This is a genomic window from Paenibacillus sp. sgz302164 (assembly GCF_056120505.1).
In genome coordinates this window covers 16,239-35,535 of sequence record NZ_JBVYOL010000019.1, presented here as the reverse complement: position 1 = coordinate 35,535, position 19,297 = coordinate 16,239, and the positions used below count along the sequence as shown (strand labels likewise).

Sequence of the window (19,297 nt, the reverse complement as noted above, 5' to 3'; positions counted from 1 at the left end):
TTATGTCGAACTGAACATGCAGGATACTGATATCCGCCGTTGGGTGGAATCGGGATATACATACGAAGCTTTTTGTTGATTATTATTCTGCTATGTTTACAAAGGAGGTGCACCAATGCCACTAACGCCATTGGACATACATAACAAGGAATTTTCCCGTTCATTCCGCGGTTATGATGAGGATCAGGTCAACGAGTTCCTGGATCAGGTGATCAAGGATTATGAAGCGCTTATCCGTGAAAATAAAGATCTGCACAATCAGACGGTTGCGCTGCAGGAACGTCTTGACCATTTTGCCCATATCGAAGAAACGTTAAGCAAAACGATTATCGTAGCCCAGGAAGCAGCCGACGAACTGAAGAACAATTCGAAGAAAGAAGCGCAGCTGATTCTTAAAGAGGCGGAGAAGAACGCCGACCGCATTATTAACGAAGCATTGACGCGCTCGCGTAAGGTTGCATTGGAAATCGAAGAGCTGAAAAAGCAGGCTTCCATTTACCGCACGCGTTTTCGGACTTTGCTGGAAGCGCAGCTGGAGCTTCTCAATAACGAGGGCTGGAACAGCATGCAGATGGATCATAGCGAACCGTAAGGGCAGGTCGTATTGACTAAGCTTGGCGAATTCGTTATACTCCTGTTAAATGTATCGCAGCAAAGCGATGACTGGACCGAGTAGGACGTAACCGCAGTGCCAGCGAGTTAGGGATTTGGTGTGAGCCTAACCTCTGCAGCGTGCCGAATATCCCCCAGGAGCATCTCTCGAAGCCGAGTAGAGAGAATCGGGTCATGCCGTTATCCATGATCGAGTGAAAGAGCAGCCGAAGCGCGAGGCATATCGCGAACGCTGCGTATGCTTTTTAACGAGGGTGGTACCGCGAGCAGAGCTTCTCGTCCCTTTGGGGATGGGAGCTTTTTTTGTTGTGCGGCAGTTGAAATTTCTAAAGGAAGTGGAACGAATGGATTACGGAAAAACATTGAATTTATTGCAAACCGAATTTCCGATGAGAGGCAATCTGCCTCAGGCGGAGCCGAAAATTCAAGAGCAGTGGGCAGCCGAGGACATTTACGCGAAAGTTCGGGAGAGCCGCAAAGGCAAGCCGAAATTCGTGCTTCATGACGGGCCTCCGTATGCGAACGGTGACATTCATATCGGACATGCGCTGAACAAGGTGCTGAAAGATATTATCGTACGATTCAAAACGCTGCAGGGCTACGACGCGCCTTACGTTCCGGGCTGGGACACGCACGGGCTGCCGATCGAACAGGCGATCGCCAACAACGGCAAAGTCGACCGCAAAAAAATGTCCGTACACGAGTTCCGCGAGTACTGCAAAGAGTATGCGCTGCAATGGGTCGACAAGCAAAAGAGCCAATTCCAGCGCCTGGGCATCCGGGGCGATTGGCAAAATCCTTATATTACGCTGCAGCCGGAGTACGAAGCGCAGCAAATTCGCGTATTCGGCCAAATGGTGCAAAAAGGCTACATTTACAAAGGCCTGAAGCCTGTTTATTGGTCTCCGTCGTCGGAAAGCGCGCTCGCCGAGGCCGAGATCGAGTACAAAGAGAAAGTATCGACTTCGATTTATGTCGCGTTCCCGGTTCAAGACGGCAAAGGCAAACTGCCGCAGGACGCTTCCATCGTCATCTGGACGACGACGCCATGGACGCTTCCGGCCAATCTGGGCATCAGCTTGCACCCTGAATTTGATTACACGGTCGTGCAGGCGGCCGGCAAAAAGTATGTGCTGGCGCAAGGGCTGCTGGAAACGGCCGCCAAGGAGATTGGCTGGACGGACTACGAAGTGCTGTCTACCGTCAAGGGCAGCGAACTGGAGTATGTAACGTGCAAGCATCCTTTTTATGACAGGGAATCTCTCGTCATGGTCGGCGAGCACGTCACGCTTGAAGCCGGTACCGGCTGCGTGCATACCGCTCCGGGACATGGCGAGGACGACTTCGTCATCGGCCAGCGCTACCAGATCGGCGTGCTTTGCCCGGTGGACGATCAGGGCCATTTTACGGCGGAAGCACCCGGTTTTGAAGGGCTTTTTTATGAAAAAGGCAGCAAGGTCATCGTCGAGATGCTGCAGGAGTCGGGTCTGCTGCTGAAAGCGGGCGAAATCAAGCACCAATACGCGCACGACTGGCGGACGAAGAAACCGGTCATCTACCGTGCGACGGAGCAGTGGTTCGCTTCGATCGATAAATTCCGGCAGGAGATGCTGGATGAGATCAAAAAGGTCAAATGGACGCCCAACTGGGGTGAAGTCAGGCTGCACAACATGATCGCCGAGCGCGGCGATTGGTGTATTTCGCGGCAGCGCACATGGGGCGTGCCGATTCCGATTTTTTACTGCCGCAGCTGCAACGAGCCGCTGGTCAACGAGCAGACCATTGAGCATGTGGCCGGGCTGTTCGCCAAGGAAGGCTCGAATTCGTGGTTCATCAAGGACGAGCATGAGCTGCTGCCGGAAGGAACGGTATGCGCCAAATGCGGCCATGACCGCTTCCGCAAGGAAACGGACATTATGGACGTATGGTTTGATTCCGGGTCCAGCCATGCCGGCGTTCTGGAGACCCGTCCGGAGCTGCAATGGCCGGCCGACCTGTATTTGGAAGGCTCCGACCAATACCGCGGCTGGTTCAACTCGTCGCTGATCACCGGCGTTGCCGTGCGCGGACAGGCTCCGTACAAAGGCATTTTAAGCCACGGCTTTACGCTTGACGGCGAAGGCCGCAAAATGTCCAAATCGATCGGCAACACGATTGATCCGAGCCAGGTTTGCAACAAGCTCGGAGCGGATATTCTCCGGCTGTGGGTGTCTTCCGTCGATTACCAATCCGATCACCGGATTTCGGATAACATTTTGAACCAGACGACGGAAGTATACCGCAAAATCCGCAACACTCTGCGCTTCTTGCTCGGCAACTTGAGCCATTTTAACCCGGCTGCCGACCGTGTGGCTCCGGAGCAAATGTCCGAGCTGGACCGGTTTGCCCTGATTCGTTTAAACCGTATGATAGACAAAGTGGTAAAAGCCTATGAGGCTTACGAATTCCACGTTGTCTATCAGGTGATTCATCATTTCTGCGCCGTCGAGATGAGCTCGTTCTATCTGGACGTCATCAAGGATCGCATGTACGCAGGCGCGCCGAACGATGCCGCGCGTAAAGCTTCCCAAACGGTGCTGTATGACGCGCTTACGGCAATTACAACATTAATTTCGCCGATTTTGCCGCATACCGCGGATGAGGTCTGGAAGTACATTCCTGAAGCGGGATTGAGCAGCGTGCAGATCGCCGAGCTGCCTGAAGTGCAGGCGGATTTGTATGATGCGGAGCTGGAAGAGAAGTGGAACAGCTTCCTCGATGTGCGCGACGAAGTGCTGAAAGCTTTGGAAGAAGCGCGCAAAGAGAAAGTGATCGGCAATTCATTGGGGGCGGCCGTTCATCTGTATCCGAATGAGGCCGTTCACAGCCTGCTGAGCAGGCTGGAGCAGCTCGATCAATTGTTTATCGTTTCCGCCGTGACTGTCCACGAGCCGTCGGCTCCGAAGCCGCAGGACGGGTATGCGGCGAAGGATGTCACGATTCAGGTAACTGTGGCGGAAGGCGAGAAGTGCGAGCGCTGCTGGATAGTTACTCCTGAAGTTGGGCAAAATAAAGAGCATCCGACTCTTTGCGTCCGATGCAGTGAGGTTGTTGCCGCTCATTATCACGAGTAGCGGGACAAAGAAGCAAACGAGCTGACGCCGGCGGCGAAGCTCGTTTGTCCTGTTCAATTTTGGTCATCCACGTTCTCTGCATCAGGTCCGAGTTCGAGCAGAGGATCGCCTTCGCCGCTGCTCATGTAGTCCCGGTACGCTTTGCTTCTGACGATCGTCACATGTTCGCCGTATAAGTCGGTCGCTACGAAGCTTTCAAACGATTCGACAAAACCTTCGTGTTCGTCGGCTTCGATGTACATGTCTTTATAGTCGTCGACATTCGGGTCTTCGGCAAAAGCGGGAGTGTTGGAAGTTCCCCAACTTTCCACGATTTGCCACGCGTCCTCGCCGTCGAACTGGTTTTGCCCGTCAAGTTCGTCCAGACTCGTTCTGCCGAACGGTGGGGAAAGCAGCTTTTCCTCGACAGGTCTGCGTTCGGACTCGTGAGGATCCGGCACATGCCGGATGCAGTATACGGTAGTCGGAATGGCTTGAAGCCGTTCGAATGGAATAGGAGCTTGGCAAAAAACGCATAGGCCATAATCGCCTTTGTCCATATGCTCCAGCGCTTCGTCAACTTGCATCAGCTGAAATCCGGCATGTTCGTTCAGTGAAATGTCTTTCCCGCGCTCGTAAATTTCCGAAGCGATGTCGCCGGGATGGTTGTCGTACATGGACAGTTCGCCGGTATTTTCGATAAAAGAGCTGGACAAACCGAAATTGCCGTTCCGGTCGAAATGCCGTTCGAGATCAAGTTTTTCCTCCAACAGCTACAGATGCAATTCGCGAATTTGCTGCTCGGTTAAATGGTTCATAAGTACAGCTCCTTTCCTACAGGTGTTCCATAACGTTATAGTTCCGAACGGAAGCTTTTTTTAGTGAGGTAATTCCTTGTATATCAGGGACCTAGGAGGAAATAAAGTGAAATATTATATTTACGCGCTTATCGTTTTTTTGCTCGATCAGGCTACCAAATGGGTTATCGTACAAAAGATTCCGCTCGGCGAAGAACGCTCGGTGATCGGAGAATTTTTCGTCATCACTTCTCATCGCAACCGCGGAGCGGCCTTCGGCATTTTGCAAAATCAAAGATGGTTTTTCATTATCGTGACACTAGTTGTCGTCATAGGGATTCTATGGTATATCAGACGCACGATTCGCGAGGGCAAGGGCCTGCTTTCATTTGCGCTAAGCCTGCTGCTGGGCGGGGCGTTAGGCAATTTTCTCGACCGCGCGCTGTTCGGGGAAGTCGTCGATTTTCTGCAATTTACGTTTGACTTTTCGTTGTTCGGCAAGGCGATCTATTATATTTATCCGATCTTCAACCTTGCGGATTCGGCCATCGTGATCGGGGTCATCCTGATATTCCTGGATTCCATACTGACGGCAAGAAGAGAGAAAAAAGGAGCCGGACATGAGCACAAACCAGACCTCACCTGATCCGGCGGAGTGGAGCGTCTCGGCCGAGTACACGGGTGAACGCATTGATAAATTCATTACCGAATCGTTGGAAGAAGAAGTTTCGCGGACGCAAGTACAGCAATGGCTGAAGGACGGGCACGCGGCGGTCAACGGCCGGCCGGTCAAGCCGAACTACAAGCTGTCGGAGAACGATCATATCGTGCTCACGATTCCGGAGCCGACGGATGCGGAATTGACCGGCGAACCGATCCCGCTGGAAGTCGTCTATGAGGATTCCGATGTGATCGTCATCAACAAGCCGCGGGGCCTTGTCGTTCATCCTGCGCCGGGACATTATTCCGGCACGCTGGTCAACGCCTTGCTGTATCACTGCAAGGATTTGTCGGGCATCAACGGCGAGCTGCGCCCGGGCATCGTACACCGCATCGACAAAGATACGTCGGGCCTCATCATGGCCGCCAAAAACGACAAAGCCCATGCAAGCCTCGCCGAGCAGTTGAAAGCTCACACCGTCAACCGCAAATATATCGCCTTGGTTCACGGCACCATTCAGCATGAGCACGGCACGATCGACGCTCCAATCGGGCGCGATTCCCACGACCGCAAGATGTACACCGTGACGGACAAAAACAGCAAGCACGCGGTCACGCATTTTCTCGTTCTGGAGCGTTTTGGGGACTTCACGCTCGTCGAGCTGAAGCTGGAGACAGGGAGAACGCACCAGATTCGCGTTCATATGAAATTCATCGGCCACCCGCTCGTCGGAGATCCGATGTACGGCAAAAGCAAGGGAATGCTGATGGAAGGCCAAGCGCTGCATGCCGCGGTACTCGGTTTCGTGCATCCGCGAACAGGGGTAACGATGCAGTTCGAAGCGCCGCTTCCTGCGGATATGGAGCATCTGATCCATACCTTAAAGTAAGGAAGCCGCAGCGTTTCCATAGGCAGAGGGGAGAAACGGATGGAACATTTAATCAATCCGCAAGTGAAGGAAATTCAAATATCGGGCATCCGCAAAATTTCCAATCTTGTAAGCACGATTCCCGGCGCGCTGACGCTGACGATCGGCCAGCCGGATTTTCCGACTCCGCGGCATATTATCGAAGCAGGACAGCAAGCATTGGAGCAAAACAAGACGGTCTATACGCCCAATCCCGGCTTGCTGGAACTGCGCGAAGCGGCGTCCCGCTTCGTCCGGAATAAATACGGCCTGGACTACCGGGCGGCCGATGAAGTTATAGTGACCGTCGGGGCGAGCCAAGCCGTCGATATCGCCCTGCGCACCATTCTTACGCCAGGTGCGGAAGTCATTATCCCGGCGCCGATCTACCCGGGCTACGAGCCGTTAATCCGGCTGGCAGGGGGCGTTCCGGTCTATGTGGATACGCGCGCGAACGGTTTGAAATGTACAGCGGATTTGCTGGAGCCGCATCTTACAGAGCGCACGCGCTGCGTGATCCTCTGTTATCCGTCCAATCCGACGGGACATGTGCTTTCGGAACAGGAACTCACGGAGCTGGCTCATTTGCTGGAAGATAAGGACTTATTTATTTTATCTGATGAAATTTATAGCGAGCTGATTTACGGGGACAGCCACCGGTCCATCGCTGCGATGGGCAAGCTGCGCGAGAAGACGATTGTCATTAACGGTCTTTCCAAGTCTCATGCGATGACAGGCTGGCGGATCGGGTTTGTTTTTGCTCCGGCATATTTGACCGGGCATATGGTCAAGGTTCATCAGTATAACGTGACATGCGCCAGTTCGGTAAGCCAATATGCGGCGCTCGAAGCATTGACGAACGGTGTGGACGACGCGCTGCCGATGCGGCAAGCTTACGAAGCCCGCAGAGACTATGTGTACGATCGGCTGATCGCGATGGGCTTCGAGCTGGAAAAGCCGAAGGGGGCTTTTTACCTGTTCCCCTCCATCGCCAGATTCGGGCTGAAATCGGAAGAGTTTGCGCTGCGGCTGCTTCAGGAAGAGAAAGTCGCCGTCGTACCGGGCGATGCGTTCACCTCATACGGGGAAGGCTACATGCGCATTTCCTACGCGTATTCGCAGGAAGTGCTGGAGCAATCGCTGGACCGTCTGGAGCGTTTTGTCGGCAAGCTGAAATGAGATAAACCTCTATCGAGGTCGTTCGAAGATGAGCGACCGCGTTTAGAGGTAGGTTTATTCGCCAATAAGAATGCCGTTCTACACGCTTTAGCGCTGTAAGAACTTAAACATTCTTATGTGGTAAGAAAAAAAGCCTTCGCACCGACACGGGTTCTACACCGGTGGTTGCGGAGGCTTTTTTCGCTTTATGACTGGCTCGATTTGTACAGCAAATACGAAGTGATCGTCTCGATGGCGATGCCGATAGCACGTTCGTCGGGCTCTATTTTGGCGTGGTGCAGTCCATGCGGCGTTTCGACGCCAAGCCAGAACATGAAGCCCGGGATTTGCTCCAAAAAGTAGCCGAAATCTTCGCCGGTCATCGCTTCCGTGCATTCCACGAGATTGGCTTTGCCGCTGCCGCGCAGCCACTCCATAAATTCCAGCGTCAACGGCGGATCGTTGTACACCTGGCGGTAGTTGGAGCCGTAGTTGATGGACACCCGGCAGTCGAACGAGCCTTCGATCCCGGCCGCTACGGCTTCGATCCGTTTTTTGACGTTGGCCATGGAGGCGGCGGACAGGGTGCGAATTGTACCTTCCAGGCGGGCTTTCTCGGCGATGATATTTTGCTTCGTGCCGGCTTCCATTTTGCCGATCGTAATGACGGCCGAATCGAGCGGATTCACGTTGCGGGACACGATCGTTTGCAATTGGCCGACCATTTGCGAAGCCGCTACGATCATATCGTTCGCCTGATGCGGGTAAGCGGCGTGACCGCCTTTGCCGAGCAGGTCGATGAAAAGTTCAGACGTATTGGCGAACAAAATTTCCGGCTTCGTGGCAATCGTGCCTACGGGATACTCCGGCGCTATATGCAGCGCAACGATCTGATCGGGCTTCCAGTCCTGCAGCTCTTTGGCGGCAAGCATCGGCAAAGCGCCTCCGGGACCTTCTTCGGCAGGCTGGAAGAGCACGACAAGGTCGTCTTTCATCGGATGATGCGCAAAATGGGAAACAACGCCCATACCGATGGACATGTGCAGGTCGTGGCCGCAAGCGTGCATATAACCCGGATGCCGGGAAGGGAACGGAAGAGAAGTCTCTTCCGTTATAGGCAGCCCGTCCATATCCGCGCGATACCCGAACCGCTTCGAAGGAGCAGTCCCCGCGATATGAACCAGAATGCCGGTACGCCAAGTGCGGATCGTCATTCTGTCCTGAGGCAGGCCGGCCAAATAGTCCAAAAGCAGCCGCTGCGTTTCAAATTCCTGAAAGCCGGGCTCCGGAATTTGATGGAGCTGCCTGCGCAGTTCGATAAATGGGCTATGCATGGCGAATCCCCCCAGAGTGCTTACAGCGTGCGAAGATCTTGCAAAATTTCCGTTTTGGACTTCGTTTTGTCGTCCACTTTTTTGATCACTCTGGCTGGCGCGCCCGCTACGACGGTATATTCCTCGACATCCTGCGTGACGACGGCTCCGGCGGCAACGACAGAGCCTTTGCCGATGCGGACGCCTTCCAGAATGACCGCGTTGGCTCCGACGAGCACATCGTCTTCAATGACGCACGGCTGTGCGGAAGGCGGCTCGATTACGCCTGCTACGACTGCGCCTGCGCCGATGTGACACATTTTGCCGATCTGCGCTCTTCCGCCAAGCACTGCGTTCATGTCGATCATCGTGCCGTCGCCAACGGAAGCGCCGATGTTAATGAGGGCGCCCATCATGATGACCGCATTGTCGCCGATGTGCACTTTGTCGCGGATAACCGCGCCTGGCTCGATGCGGGCATTGATCGGTTTCAGGTCAAGCATCGGAATCGCGGAGTTGCGGCGGTCGGCCTCAACGACATAATCTTCGATCAGCGCTTTGTTTTGCTCCAAAACGGGCTGAATGACGCTCCACTCACCGAAAACGACGCCGCTTCCGCCTGATACGAAGGACTGGGAGCCTTCACCGAAGTCGATGGAATCCAGGTTTCCTTTTACATATACTTTAACAGGAGTCTTTTTTTTGCTTTCTTTAATAAATTGAATAATTTCCAGGGTGTTCATTTCACTCATGTTTGACATCTCCTTATTGATTTGGGTTGACTCTCCTATATTATCAGAAAGGGAGCGTTTCAGCCAATGCGTTTGTATGGACAAGCCAAAAAAATGCGGCTCCCGGGATCGGGAACCGCCGGCGACTGTCAGGCTGCGCTTTGTTTTTTATTTTGTCCGGCAGTGCCGATCTTGTCGTTTGTAAGGAAGAACATGAACACGATCACAAATACGGCCGGGACGATCGCCCAGGTGAAAGCGTGCGTAATGGAAGAAGAGAGTATGCTGGTAATTTTATCGAGAACCGGTGTCGGGATTTGCGCTCTCGTCTGCGGATCGAGCAGGGCGCGCGGATCGCTCGCGGCCCCGGCCGGCATTGGCCCGGTCCCGCCCAGCGCGTCGGCCATTTTGTGCGTGAAGTTATTGCGCTGGATGATGCCGTATACGGTAATGCCGAGCGCCATGCCAAGCTCCCTAACAAAGGAGAGCGTAGAGTTGGCCGAGCCTCTTTGCAGCGGGCTCATGTTATGGATGGCGGCCATGCCCAGCACGGAGAAGGAGGCGCCTGTGCCGAAGCCGGCGATCACCATGTAGACGGTAATGAGCCATCGCGGAGTGGATGCCGTCAACGTCGTCAACAAGATGATGGCGATCAGGAAAATAGCGCCGAAGACGAGCATAACGTTGCGGTAGCCGAATTTACCGGCCAGGACGGCGCCGATCTGGCTTGAGGCCACGACGCCGAGCATCATGGGCAGCAGGATCAGGCCCGAGTTCGTCGCGCTTCCGCCCGCTACGCCCTGTATATAGATCGGGATGTAAACCGTCGATACGATAAAAGCGATGCCGTAGCAAAGCCCGACCAGCGTGCTGCCGCCGAACAGGCGGTCGCGGAACATGGAGAAGGAGAGAATAGGCTCCTGGGCTTTCGTCTCCGCCCACAGAAATGTGACCAGCAGAACGGCGAAGCCGGCAAATAAACCGAGAATGGGCGGCGAGTCCCAAGCGTATTTGTTGCCTCCTAGCTCAAGACCGAACATGAGGCAGACGACCGCCCCGACGAGTGTTGCTGCGCCAAGCCAATCGATTCGCTGTTTCGAGTGGATCGGCGATTCTTTGTAATGGACGGCAATGAAGATGAAGGACAGTATGCCGAGCGGCAGGTTGATGTAGAACACCCAGCGCCAGTCGATGTAATCGGTGATGTAGGAGCCGAGCAGCGGCCCGAATATGCTGGACAGCCCGAAAGTTGCGCCGAACAGACCGGTAATTTTGCCCCGCTGCTCCGGCGGAATCACGTCAAAAATAATCGTGAACGCAATCGGAATCAGCGCGCCGCCGCCAATACCTTGAATGGCGCGGTAAATGCTGAGCTGAACGATGCTTTGAGCGGTCCCGCACAGGATGGAACCGAGCAGAAATACGATCATGCCGAATATGAAAAACCGCTTCCTGCCATACATATCGGACAGCTTGCCGAAAATCGGCATACCGGCCATCTCGGCTACCATGTAAGCCGACGTTACCCAAATAAACTTGTCGAAGCCCCCGAGCTTGGCGACGATCGTTCCCATAGCCGTTGCGACGATCGTATTGTCCATCGAAGACATCAGAATCGAAAGCAGCAGGCCCGCGATGATGAAACCTACTTTGTTTTGCGTTGCTGTCATTGAACTTGTCACTCCTTTGATATGCGTTGCGTGCGCGTTACTTTCATTTCTCCACGTCCCTCATTGTACATGCGAAGACCAGTCCGGCTCCTCGGTCTCGAGACGTAACTTGCGAAGGACCGCCGGATGAATTGCTCACGTTCTATTATAAAAGAGCAACCCTGACAACAGAGCGTCAGGGTTGAGATTGTCCTTACGGTGCGTATACCAACGCAGCCGATGTTGCTTGCGGCCAGTGCAGTCAAGTGCAGCTAATGCGGGGCGGTGCGGCCAAAAACGGCAATACCGCCAATGTGGCCAGTGCCGGCAATATCGCCAATGCTGCGAATGCCGCTAACGCCACCAGTGCGCCAATGCTGCCAACACTATCAACGCTACAAGTGTTGCCATTGCAACCTGTACAGCCATTGCAACCTGTACAGCCAATGCGATCAGTGCAGCTAGAGCTGTCAACGCCGCCAATGCAGTAAATGCGCAGAAAACCCGCGAAAAGTCGTCAGTCTGCCCGGAAACCCACACGCCAAAGCCGGTCGCACAAATCTGCCTAGTTGAGCAAAGAAAACCTGCAAAAGTACAGTTTTTGCCCGGCTGATACGCCGGCAACGAAAAATTCCTGCGAATGTGCAGGCTTTCCTCCAAGAACATGTGTTTTGGACCGTTTTCATCAAAAATTCCTGCACAATCGCAGGCTTTTCGCCAAGACGAACCGTTTTTAAGGAAAAAACCTGCACTTTTGCAGGCATTTCCCTGCCAAGCCGCCTAGTGCCTCTGCTTCAGCACCTAACCTGTTGCCTGGTTAAGCAAAGAAAACCTGCAAAAGTACAGTTTTTGCCCGGCTGATACGCCGGTAACGAAAAATTCCTGCGAATGTGCAGGCTTTCCTCCAAGAACATGTGTTTTGGACCGTTTTCATCAAAAATTCCTGCACAATCGCAGGCTTTTCGCCAAAACGAACCGTTTTTAAGGAAAAAACCTGCACTTTTGCAGGCATTTCCCTGCCAAGCCGCCTAGTGCCTCTGCTTCAGCACCTAACCTGTTGCCTGGTTGAGCAAAGAAAACCTGCAAAAGTACAGTTTTTGTCCAGTTGATACGCCGGTTACGGAAAATTCCTGCAAATGTGCAGGCTTTTCGTCACGAACTGGGGTTCTGGACCGTTTTCATCAAAAATTCCTGCACAATCGCAGGCTTTTCGCCAAAACGAACCGTTTTTAAGGAAAAACCTGCACTTTTGCAGGCTTTTCCCTAGCCAAGCCGTCTAGTGCCCTCTGCTTCATCGCCGCAGCCCGTGCAGGAGAGGCGTAGGGTGGGGGCGAGGGCTGACCCGCCATCCGTGCACGCGCAACGCGCCGAGAGAAGCACGCGTGTTGCCGCGCGAACATGCAGCCCGCCCCGTGCACGCGCAACGCGCCGAGAGAAGCACGCGTGTTGCCGCGCGAACATGCAGCCCGCCCCGTGCACGCGCAACGCGCCGAGAGAAGCACGCGTGTTGCCGCGCGAACATGCAGCCCGCCCCGTGCACGCGCAACGCGCCGAGAGAAGCACGCGTGTTGCCGCGCGAACATGCAGCCCGCCCCGTGCACGCGCAACGCGCCGAGAGAAGCACGCGTGTTGCCGCGCGAACATGCAGCCCGCCCCGTGCACGCGCAACGCGCCGAGAGAAGCACGCGTGTTGCCGCGCGAACATGCAGCCCGCCCCGTGCACGCGCAACGCGCCGAGAGAAGCACGCGTGTTGCCGCGCGAACATGCAGCCCGCCCCGTGCACGCGCAACGCGCCGAGAGAAGCACGCGTGTTGCCGCGCGAACATGCAGCCCGCCCCGTGCACGCGCAACGCGCCGAGAGAAGCACGCGTGTTGCCGCGCGAACATGCAGCCCGCCCCGTGCACGCGCAACGCGCCGAGAGAAGCACGCGTGTTGCCGCGCGAACATGCAGCCCGCCCCGTGCACGCGCAACGCGCCGAGAGAAGCACGCGTGTTGCCGCGCGAACATGCAGCCCGCCCCGTGCACGCGCAACGCGCCGAGAGAAGCACGCGTGTTGCCGCGCGAACATGCAGCCCGCCCCGTGCACGCGCAACGCGCCGAGAGAAGCACGCGTGTTGCCGCGCGAACATGCAGCCCGCCCCGTGCACGCGCAACGCGCCGAGAGAAGCACGCGTGTTGCCGCGCGAACATGCAGCCCGCCCCGTGCACGCGCAACGCGCCGAGAGAAGCACGCGTGTTGCCGCGTGAACATGCGACCCGCCCTCCGCGCACGCGCAACGCACCGGGAGAAGCACGCGTGTTGCCGCGCGAACATGCAACCCGCAATCCGCCACCCGGACTATCCGGCGTTCGGATTGGCTGCAGCGTGGACGAATTGGCTGTTGTGCAGTTCGGCGTAGAAGCCGTTTTGCGCCAGGAGCTGTTCGTGCGTGCCCTGTTCGATGACGGCCCCCTGATTCATGACGAGTATCAGGTCGGCGTCGCGTATCGTGGACAGGCGGTGGGCGATCACAAAGCTGGTGCGGCCCTGCATCAAGTTGTTCATCGCCCGCTGGATCGAAACCTCGGTCCGCGTATCGACGCTGCTCGTCGCTTCGTCCAAAATGAGAATCGGCGGGTCGGCCAGTATGGCACGCGCGATCGTCAGCAACTGCTTCTGGCCGTGCGATATGTTCGAAGCCTCTTCGTTCAAAACCGTATCATATCCTTCCGGCAGCGTGCGGATAAAGTGATCGGCGTAAGCTGCCCTGGCTGCGCTCACGATCTGCTCTTCGGTCGCTCCTTCGCGGCCGTAGGCGATGTTGTCGCGGATCGTCCCGTTGAACAGCCAGGTGTCCTGCAGCACCATGCCGAACAGCCCGCGCAGGTGACTGCGCGTCATTTGCCGCGAGTCGACGTCGTCTATGGCGATGCGGCCGCTCTGCAGCTCGTAAAAGCGCATGAGCAGGTTGACGATCGTCGTTTTGCCTGCGCCCGTCGGTCCGACGATGGCAACCGTCTGCCCGGGCTGCACGTCGATGTTCATGTCGGTAATCAGCGGCGTATCTTCCTTATAGGCAAACTTGACGTTTTCGAATTGCACCCGTCCTGAGACATGTGCAACGGATTTGGCGTCGGCGGCATCCTGCTGTTCCTCAGGTTCATCCAACAGTTCGAATACGCGCTCCGCCGCCGCGATGGTGGACTGGATAACGTTGGCGATGTTGGCTACCTGGGTGATGGGCATGCCGAACTGACCGGAATATTGGATGAAAGCCTGGATATCGCCGATTTTGATCGAACCGTGGGTCACCATAATTCCGCCGATCACACTGACCAGCACAAAGCCGATATTGCCGATAAAGCTCATCAGCGGAAAGATCAGACCGGATATAAATTGCGCTTTCCAACCGGACTGATACAGCTTTTCGTTAATTTCGTTGAATCGCTCGATCGATTTGCTTTCGTGGCCGAAAGCTTTGACGATCGTATGTCCGGTGAACATTTCCTCGACATGGCCGTTCAGTGCGCCAAGGTTTTTTTGCTGGCCGGCAAAATGCTTTTGCGACCTGGAGGCGATGAACTTCGTACAATAAATGCTGAGCGGAAGCGTGGCGATCGTTGCGAGCGCCAGAAGCGGACTTATCGTCAGCATCATGACGATAATGCCCAGCAGCGTTACAATCGACGTAATCAGCTGCGTCAAGCTTTGCTGGAGCGTGGAGCTGATCGTGTCGACATCGTTCGTGGCGCGGCTCATCACATCGCCGTGGCTCTTCGAATCGAAAAAGGAGAGCGGCACGCGGGCGAGCTTGTCGTTAACTTGTTCGCGCAAATCGTAGACGATTTTTTGCGTGACGGTAACCATAACGCGCTGCTGAAAATAGCCGAACAGAGCGCTAAGCACATACAGAACGGCAAGCAGGATCACGATTTGGGCGATGGCGTTAAAATCGATGCCTGCGCCTGCGATGCCTTTCAGCTTTTCCATGGAACCTTCGAAAAGCTTGGTCGTTGCATTGCCCATCAGCTTCGGGCTGATAATGCTGAACAGGGTGCTGAGAACCGCCATCAGAAGCACAAGTGCCAGCTGCAGGCGGTAAGGCTTCATGTAGCCGAGCAGCCGCTGCAGCGTAACTTTGAAGTTTTTGGCCTTTTGTACGGGTCTGCCCATACCGCCCATGCCGCCGCGCCCGAAATGCGCCGGCCCGACTCCTGCGGACGATTCGTTTGCTTTGCGTTTTTCACTCATGCGATATCCTCCTCCGAAAGCTGAGAGGCGACGATTTCCTGGTATACCTTACAGGTGCGCAGCAGCTCTTCATGGCTTCCGATGCCCGCCATTTGTCCGTCCTCAAGCACAATGATCCGGTCTGCGTCCATAATCGTGCTTACCCGCTGGGCGACAATCAGCATCGTGGCGTGCGTGATTTCTTCTTTTAGCGCCCTGCGCAGTTTGGCATCGGTTTTGTAATCGAGCGCGGAGAAGCTGTCGTCGAACACGTAGATGCCCGGCTTTCTGGCCAGCGCGCGGGCGATCGACAGGCGCTGTTTTTGACCGCCGGACAGGTTCGTTCCCCCTTGGGAAATGAGCGATTGATAGCCGTCCTGCATATGTTCAATAAACTCGTCGGCCTGTGCGGTCCGGGCGGCTTGCTTCACTTCCTCGTCCGACGCGGTCTCGCAGCCGAAACGGATATTGTCGGCAACGGTGCCGGAAAAAAGGACGGCTTTTTGCGGCACGTAGCCGATGCTTTCGCGCAAGCTTGCGAGCTGCAAAGATTGAATAGGGACCCCGTCAATCGCAATACGGCCGCTCTCGGCATCGTAGAACCGCAGCAGCAAATGCAGGAGGGTCGACTTGCCGGAGCCCGTTCCGCCGATAATCGCGGTCACTTGCCCCGGCTCGGCGCGGAAGCTCAAACCCCGGATAGCCGGCTGCTCGGCGCCGGGATAGCTGAAGGTCACATCCTGAAACTCGATGAGCCCCCGATTGCGGTTTTGCGCGAACGGAAGGGCGTCCGCAGCGCTGCTGATGGCCGATTCGGTCCGGAGCACTTCGTTAATGCGGACGGCCGACGCCGATGCCCGGGGAATCATGACGAAAATCATCGTCATCATAAACATCGAGAACATAATCTGCATGGCGTATTGGATGAACGCGATCAAATCGCCGATCTGCATGTCGTTCTGGTCGATCCGGATGCCCCCGAACCAGAGGATGACGACGACGGCCAAATTAAATACGAGCATCATCAGCGGCATCATCGTAGACATGAGAATGTTCACTTTGACGGCGGTTTGCGTAAAATCGAGATTCGCTTTTTCAAATTTCTTTTTTTCGTTGTCCGTCCGGTTGAACGCGCGAATGACGCGGATGCCTGTCAAATGCTCGCGGAGCACGAGATTGATCTGGTCGATTTTGACTTGCATCGCTTTGAAAAGCGGTATGCCTTTACGCATAATGGCGATGATTGCGAACGTTAGAATCGGAATGACGGCGATAATGACCAGAGCGAGCTTGGCGTCTTTGTATATCGACATGATCACGCCGCCTACGAGCATCGCAGGAGCTCCGATAAACATGCGCAGCATCACGATGACCTGCTGGACCTGCGCGATATCGTTGGTCGTGCGAGTAATCAAAGAGGAAGTGCCGAGCTTGTCGAACTCGCCAAGCGAAAAGCTTTCGACATGGGCGAACACGCTGCGCCGCAAATCCCGGCCGAAGCCTGTCGCGGTTCTGGCGAGCATGTAACTGGCGATAAAAACGCATATCGTGGCTCCCAGAGCGACGAACAGCATGTAGGCCCCGAATTTCAGGATGAACGGAATATCCCCCTTCACGACGCCGGTGTCGACGATGTCGGCGAGCAGGGTGGGCAAATACAGCTGGGCAAGCGACTGAAGCAGCATGAAAGCGATGACGCCGGCAACTTGAAACTTATACGGCTTCAAATAGCGAAACAGTTGGAACATAATGTGCTCATCGTTCCCTTCATAAATAATGAATAAAATTCGAAAAGAATATAACGTGTGCGATATGTCGTATACGAAATATATGGTATGTGCTATAATCATTTTTGTCAATAAGAGGTTTCTTTACTCGGAAGGGGATCGATTTTGCATGTATAGAATAGAAGAAGACGCTACATATATCCGTACGACAGTGGCCAGACTGTTCAAATATATAAAATGTGTGGAACGTTCCGTCGACCAGGACGGAGAGCAGGAAAGCATAACGCTGGTGCAGGGTGCCGTTCTTAATCATGTAAACCACCATCCGGGCCTGTCGCTGAAGCAGTTGAGCCAGAAGCTCGGGCTTGCGCACAGCACGATCTCGGGCATTGTGGACAGGCTGGAGAAAAAGAACATGGTCGAAAGGCGCACGGACGAAAACGACAAACGGTTTATACGGATATATATGACTAAAAATGTCGAATCGTATTTGTTGCACAAGCGCCCCATGCTGCTGGATGCCGCTTTGGCCGCACGCATGGAACAGGTCGGCGAAGAAGACCGCGAGCAAATCCGCGCCGGATTGAAAGCGCTGGAGAAACTGCTTTTGCAAGATCATAAAGGCTGCTAAGCAAATACAGGATATGCCGGACGGAGTCCGCCTGGCCCTTTAGGTATTTAATGGTTGACTTCTCATGTCGAAAATGGCATAATTCTATCAAATGAATAAGTACCTTTAAAAACAGTCCAGAGAGGCTGGCAAGGTAATCGTAACGAGAAGACGGCACGCGGGCGAACAGGTGGTTCGTCCATGTGATAAGCTTGAGGGATGCATATGCCCTCATGCCCCGGTCTGTCTCTGCGTGCGCACAAGTAACTCCTTGCCGAACGATGGCGAGGAGTTTTTTAGTTTCTCTGCAAGCTGAAGCTTACGAAGCGAGTTTTGCCGGTGCAAAACTTTTTGGGAGGCGGATTGGATGGACGAGACAGCTGAACACAGCATTATGGACGAAATGGGAATTCGCAGAGCGTTGACGCGGATTGCGCACGAAATACTGGAAAAGAATAAAGGCGTAGAGACGTGCACGCTGATCGGAATTCGGACCAGAGGGATTTATTTGGCCAAACGCGTGGCGGAGCGGATTTTGGACATCGAGGGCGTGCCGGTTCCCGTCGGGGAAATCGACATCACTTCGTACCGCGACGACCGGATTAAGGTGAAGTCGGTGGACAACGTCCAGGAAGGCGGCAAGCTGCACATCCAGGATAAAAGAGTGATTCTGTTCGACGACGTGCTGTTCACGGGCCGCACCGTGAGGGCGGCGATGGATGCGCTGATCGACCTCGGCCGGCCGCAGATGATACAACTGGCCGTACTGATCGACAGAGGGCACCGCGAACTGCCGATCCGGCCCGATTATGTAGGCAAAAACGTTCCCACTTCGAAAAGCGAAAAGATTGAAGTGCAGTTGACGGAAATTGACAATAAGGATCAAGTGATCATTTTACAGCATAGGGGGAAACAGGAATGAGCATCGCGGGCGTACAAACGACGAAACATTTCTTGGGTCTGAAAGGGCTTGACGCACAGGAGATCACCGGCATTTTGGATCGCGCCGCCTACTGGGAGCAGCATCCGTCGAAGGTGACGAAAGAGCTGCAGGGCCGATTCGTGGCGAACCTCTTTTTTGAAAACAGCACGCGAACCCGTTTCTCTTTCGAACTGGCGCAAAAAAGGCTTGGCGCGGAGGTGCTGAATTTCTCGGCTGCGGAATCCAGCGTGCAAAAAGGCGAGTCCATCTACGATACCGTCCGGACTTTGGAGTCGATGGGCATCGACGCAGGAGTCATCCGCCTGAAGCCGACCGGCATTCTGCAGGAGTTGGCGGAAAAAATCAAAGTGCCGCTCATCAACGCGGGGGACGGCAATAACGAGCATCCGACGCAGGCGCTGCTTGATTTGTACACGATGCGCAAACATTTCGGCGACATCAAGGGGCTGACGGTTGCGATCGTCGGCGATATTTTGCACAGCAGGGTCGCCCGTTCGAACCTGTGGGGACTGCGGGCGCTCGGCGCGAACGTGAAGTTCTGCGCGCCGGACAATATGCAGGCGCGGGAGCTTGGCGAGTACGCGCCGTACGTATCCTTCGAAGAAGCGCTTAAGGCCGACGTCGTGATGATGCTCCGCGTGCAGCTGGAGCGCCACGACAAAGGCATAATCCGCTCGGCGGAGGAGTACCGCGAGCAGTACGGATTGACTGCGGAGCGGGCCGGCCGCATGCAGCCGCATGCGATCATTATGCATCCGGCTCCGGTGAACCGGAACGTAGAGATCGACGACGAACTGGTCGAACATGAGAAATCGAAAATTTTTACGCAAATCGCAAACGGCGTGCCGATCCGCATGGCGGTCATCGAGCGGGCTTTATCATAG

The 19,297-nt window shown here is 55.0% G+C and carries 16 protein-coding genes and 1 other annotated feature; of the genes, 8 read left to right on the top strand and 8 right to left on the bottom strand.

Going from position 1 to position 19,297, the window contains the following annotated elements; all coding sequences use genetic code 11:
- The first annotated feature begins 115 nt into the window (after positions 1–115).
- Together AC0LWT_RS27165 and ileS are read left to right on the top strand one after the other, a co-directional pair.
- Positions 116–592 (top strand): DivIVA domain-containing protein, encoded by a 477-nt coding sequence (locus AC0LWT_RS27165; protein ID WP_474684420.1) that lies wholly within the window; start codon positions 116–118, stop codon positions 590–592.
- A 58-nt stretch (positions 593–650) separates the two neighbouring features.
- Positions 651–899 (top strand) — a binding site (T-box leader).
- A 57-nt stretch (positions 900–956) separates the two neighbouring features.
- The gene (gene ileS, locus AC0LWT_RS27160; RefSeq protein ID WP_474684419.1) at positions 957–3,725 is read left to right on the top strand and encodes an isoleucine--tRNA ligase; all 2,769 of its coding nucleotides are present in this window, start codon (positions 957–959) and stop codon (positions 3,723–3,725) included.
- Positions 3,726–3,778: 53 nt separating this feature from the next.
- Here the strand turns inward: ileS and AC0LWT_RS27155 are convergent, their stop codons facing one another.
- Positions 3,779–4,474, bottom strand: a complete 696-nt coding sequence (locus AC0LWT_RS27155; RefSeq protein WP_474684418.1) for a TraR/DksA C4-type zinc finger protein — start codon at positions 4,472–4,474, stop codon at positions 3,779–3,781.
- A 154-nt stretch (positions 4,475–4,628) separates the two neighbouring features.
- On the opposite strand from AC0LWT_RS27155, the gene lspA reads away from it, so the two are divergent.
- From lspA to AC0LWT_RS27140, 3 genes are read left to right on the top strand one after another with little or no spacing between them, the layout of a single operon-like run.
- Positions 4,629–5,147, top strand: coding sequence for a signal peptidase II (gene lspA, locus AC0LWT_RS27150; protein WP_474684417.1), 519 nt, complete (start codon positions 4,629–4,631; stop codon positions 5,145–5,147).
- Entirely contained in the window at positions 5,122–6,051 is a 930-nt protein-coding gene (locus tag AC0LWT_RS27145; protein WP_474684416.1) for an RluA family pseudouridine synthase, read from the top strand. The genes lspA and AC0LWT_RS27145 overlap by 26 nt, the downstream gene beginning before the upstream one ends.
- Positions 6,052–6,090: 39 nt before the next feature.
- Complete coding sequence (locus AC0LWT_RS27140; protein ID WP_474684415.1) at positions 6,091–7,248, top strand: aminotransferase A; 1,158 nt, start codon at positions 6,091–6,093, stop codon at positions 7,246–7,248.
- A 185-nt stretch (positions 7,249–7,433) separates the two neighbouring features.
- On the opposite strand, the gene AC0LWT_RS27135 is transcribed toward AC0LWT_RS27140, so the two are convergent.
- The 7 genes from AC0LWT_RS27135 to AC0LWT_RS27105 all read right to left on the bottom strand — a co-directional run bounded on the left by AC0LWT_RS27135 (position 7,434) and on the right by AC0LWT_RS27105 (position 16,881).
- On the bottom strand, positions 7,434–8,561 hold the full coding sequence (locus AC0LWT_RS27135) for an N-acetyldiaminopimelate deacetylase (protein ID WP_474684414.1): 1,128 nt from the start codon (positions 8,559–8,561) through the stop codon (positions 7,434–7,436).
- 20 nt (positions 8,562–8,581) lie between these two features.
- The gene (dapD, locus tag AC0LWT_RS27130) at positions 8,582–9,292 is read right to left on the bottom strand and encodes a 2,3,4,5-tetrahydropyridine-2,6-dicarboxylate N-acetyltransferase (protein WP_474684413.1); all 711 of its coding nucleotides are present in this window, start codon (positions 9,290–9,292) and stop codon (positions 8,582–8,584) included.
- 128 nt (positions 9,293–9,420) lie between these two features.
- Positions 9,421–10,941, bottom strand: coding sequence for an MDR family MFS transporter (locus AC0LWT_RS27125; RefSeq protein WP_474684412.1), 1,521 nt, complete (start codon positions 10,939–10,941; stop codon positions 9,421–9,423).
- A 333-nt stretch (positions 10,942–11,274) separates the two neighbouring features.
- Complete coding sequence (locus AC0LWT_RS27120; protein ID WP_474684411.1) at positions 11,275–11,586, bottom strand: hypothetical protein; 312 nt, start codon at positions 11,584–11,586, stop codon at positions 11,275–11,277.
- A 151-nt stretch (positions 11,587–11,737) separates the two neighbouring features.
- Positions 11,738–11,932: a hypothetical protein gene (locus AC0LWT_RS27115; RefSeq protein ID WP_474684410.1), complete on the bottom strand. Its 195-nt coding sequence runs from the start codon at positions 11,930–11,932 to the stop codon at positions 11,738–11,740.
- A 1,329-nt stretch (positions 11,933–13,261) separates the two neighbouring features.
- Positions 13,262–15,154, bottom strand: a complete 1,893-nt coding sequence (locus tag AC0LWT_RS27110) for an ABC transporter ATP-binding protein (RefSeq protein WP_474684409.1) — start codon at positions 15,152–15,154, stop codon at positions 13,262–13,264.
- The gene (locus AC0LWT_RS27105) at positions 15,151–16,881 is read right to left on the bottom strand and encodes an ABC transporter ATP-binding protein (protein ID WP_474684408.1); all 1,731 of its coding nucleotides are present in this window, start codon (positions 16,879–16,881) and stop codon (positions 15,151–15,153) included. Before AC0LWT_RS27105 ends, AC0LWT_RS27110 begins: the two co-directional genes overlap by 4 nt.
- A 148-nt stretch (positions 16,882–17,029) precedes the next feature.
- On the opposite strand from AC0LWT_RS27105, the gene AC0LWT_RS27100 reads away from it, so the two are divergent.
- The 3 genes from AC0LWT_RS27100 to AC0LWT_RS27090 all read left to right on the top strand — a co-directional run bounded on the left by AC0LWT_RS27100 (position 17,030) and on the right by AC0LWT_RS27090 (position 19,297).
- Positions 17,030–17,491 (top strand): MarR family winged helix-turn-helix transcriptional regulator, encoded by a 462-nt coding sequence (locus AC0LWT_RS27100; RefSeq protein ID WP_474684407.1) that lies wholly within the window; start codon positions 17,030–17,032, stop codon positions 17,489–17,491.
- Positions 17,492–17,837: 346 nt separating this feature from the next.
- Positions 17,838–18,392 (top strand): bifunctional pyr operon transcriptional regulator/uracil phosphoribosyltransferase PyrR, encoded by a 555-nt coding sequence (gene pyrR / locus AC0LWT_RS27095; RefSeq protein ID WP_474684406.1) that lies wholly within the window; start codon positions 17,838–17,840, stop codon positions 18,390–18,392.
- On the top strand, positions 18,389–19,297 hold the full coding sequence (locus AC0LWT_RS27090; RefSeq protein ID WP_474684405.1) for an aspartate carbamoyltransferase catalytic subunit: 909 nt from the start codon (positions 18,389–18,391) through the stop codon (positions 19,295–19,297). Before pyrR ends, AC0LWT_RS27090 begins: the two co-directional genes overlap by 4 nt.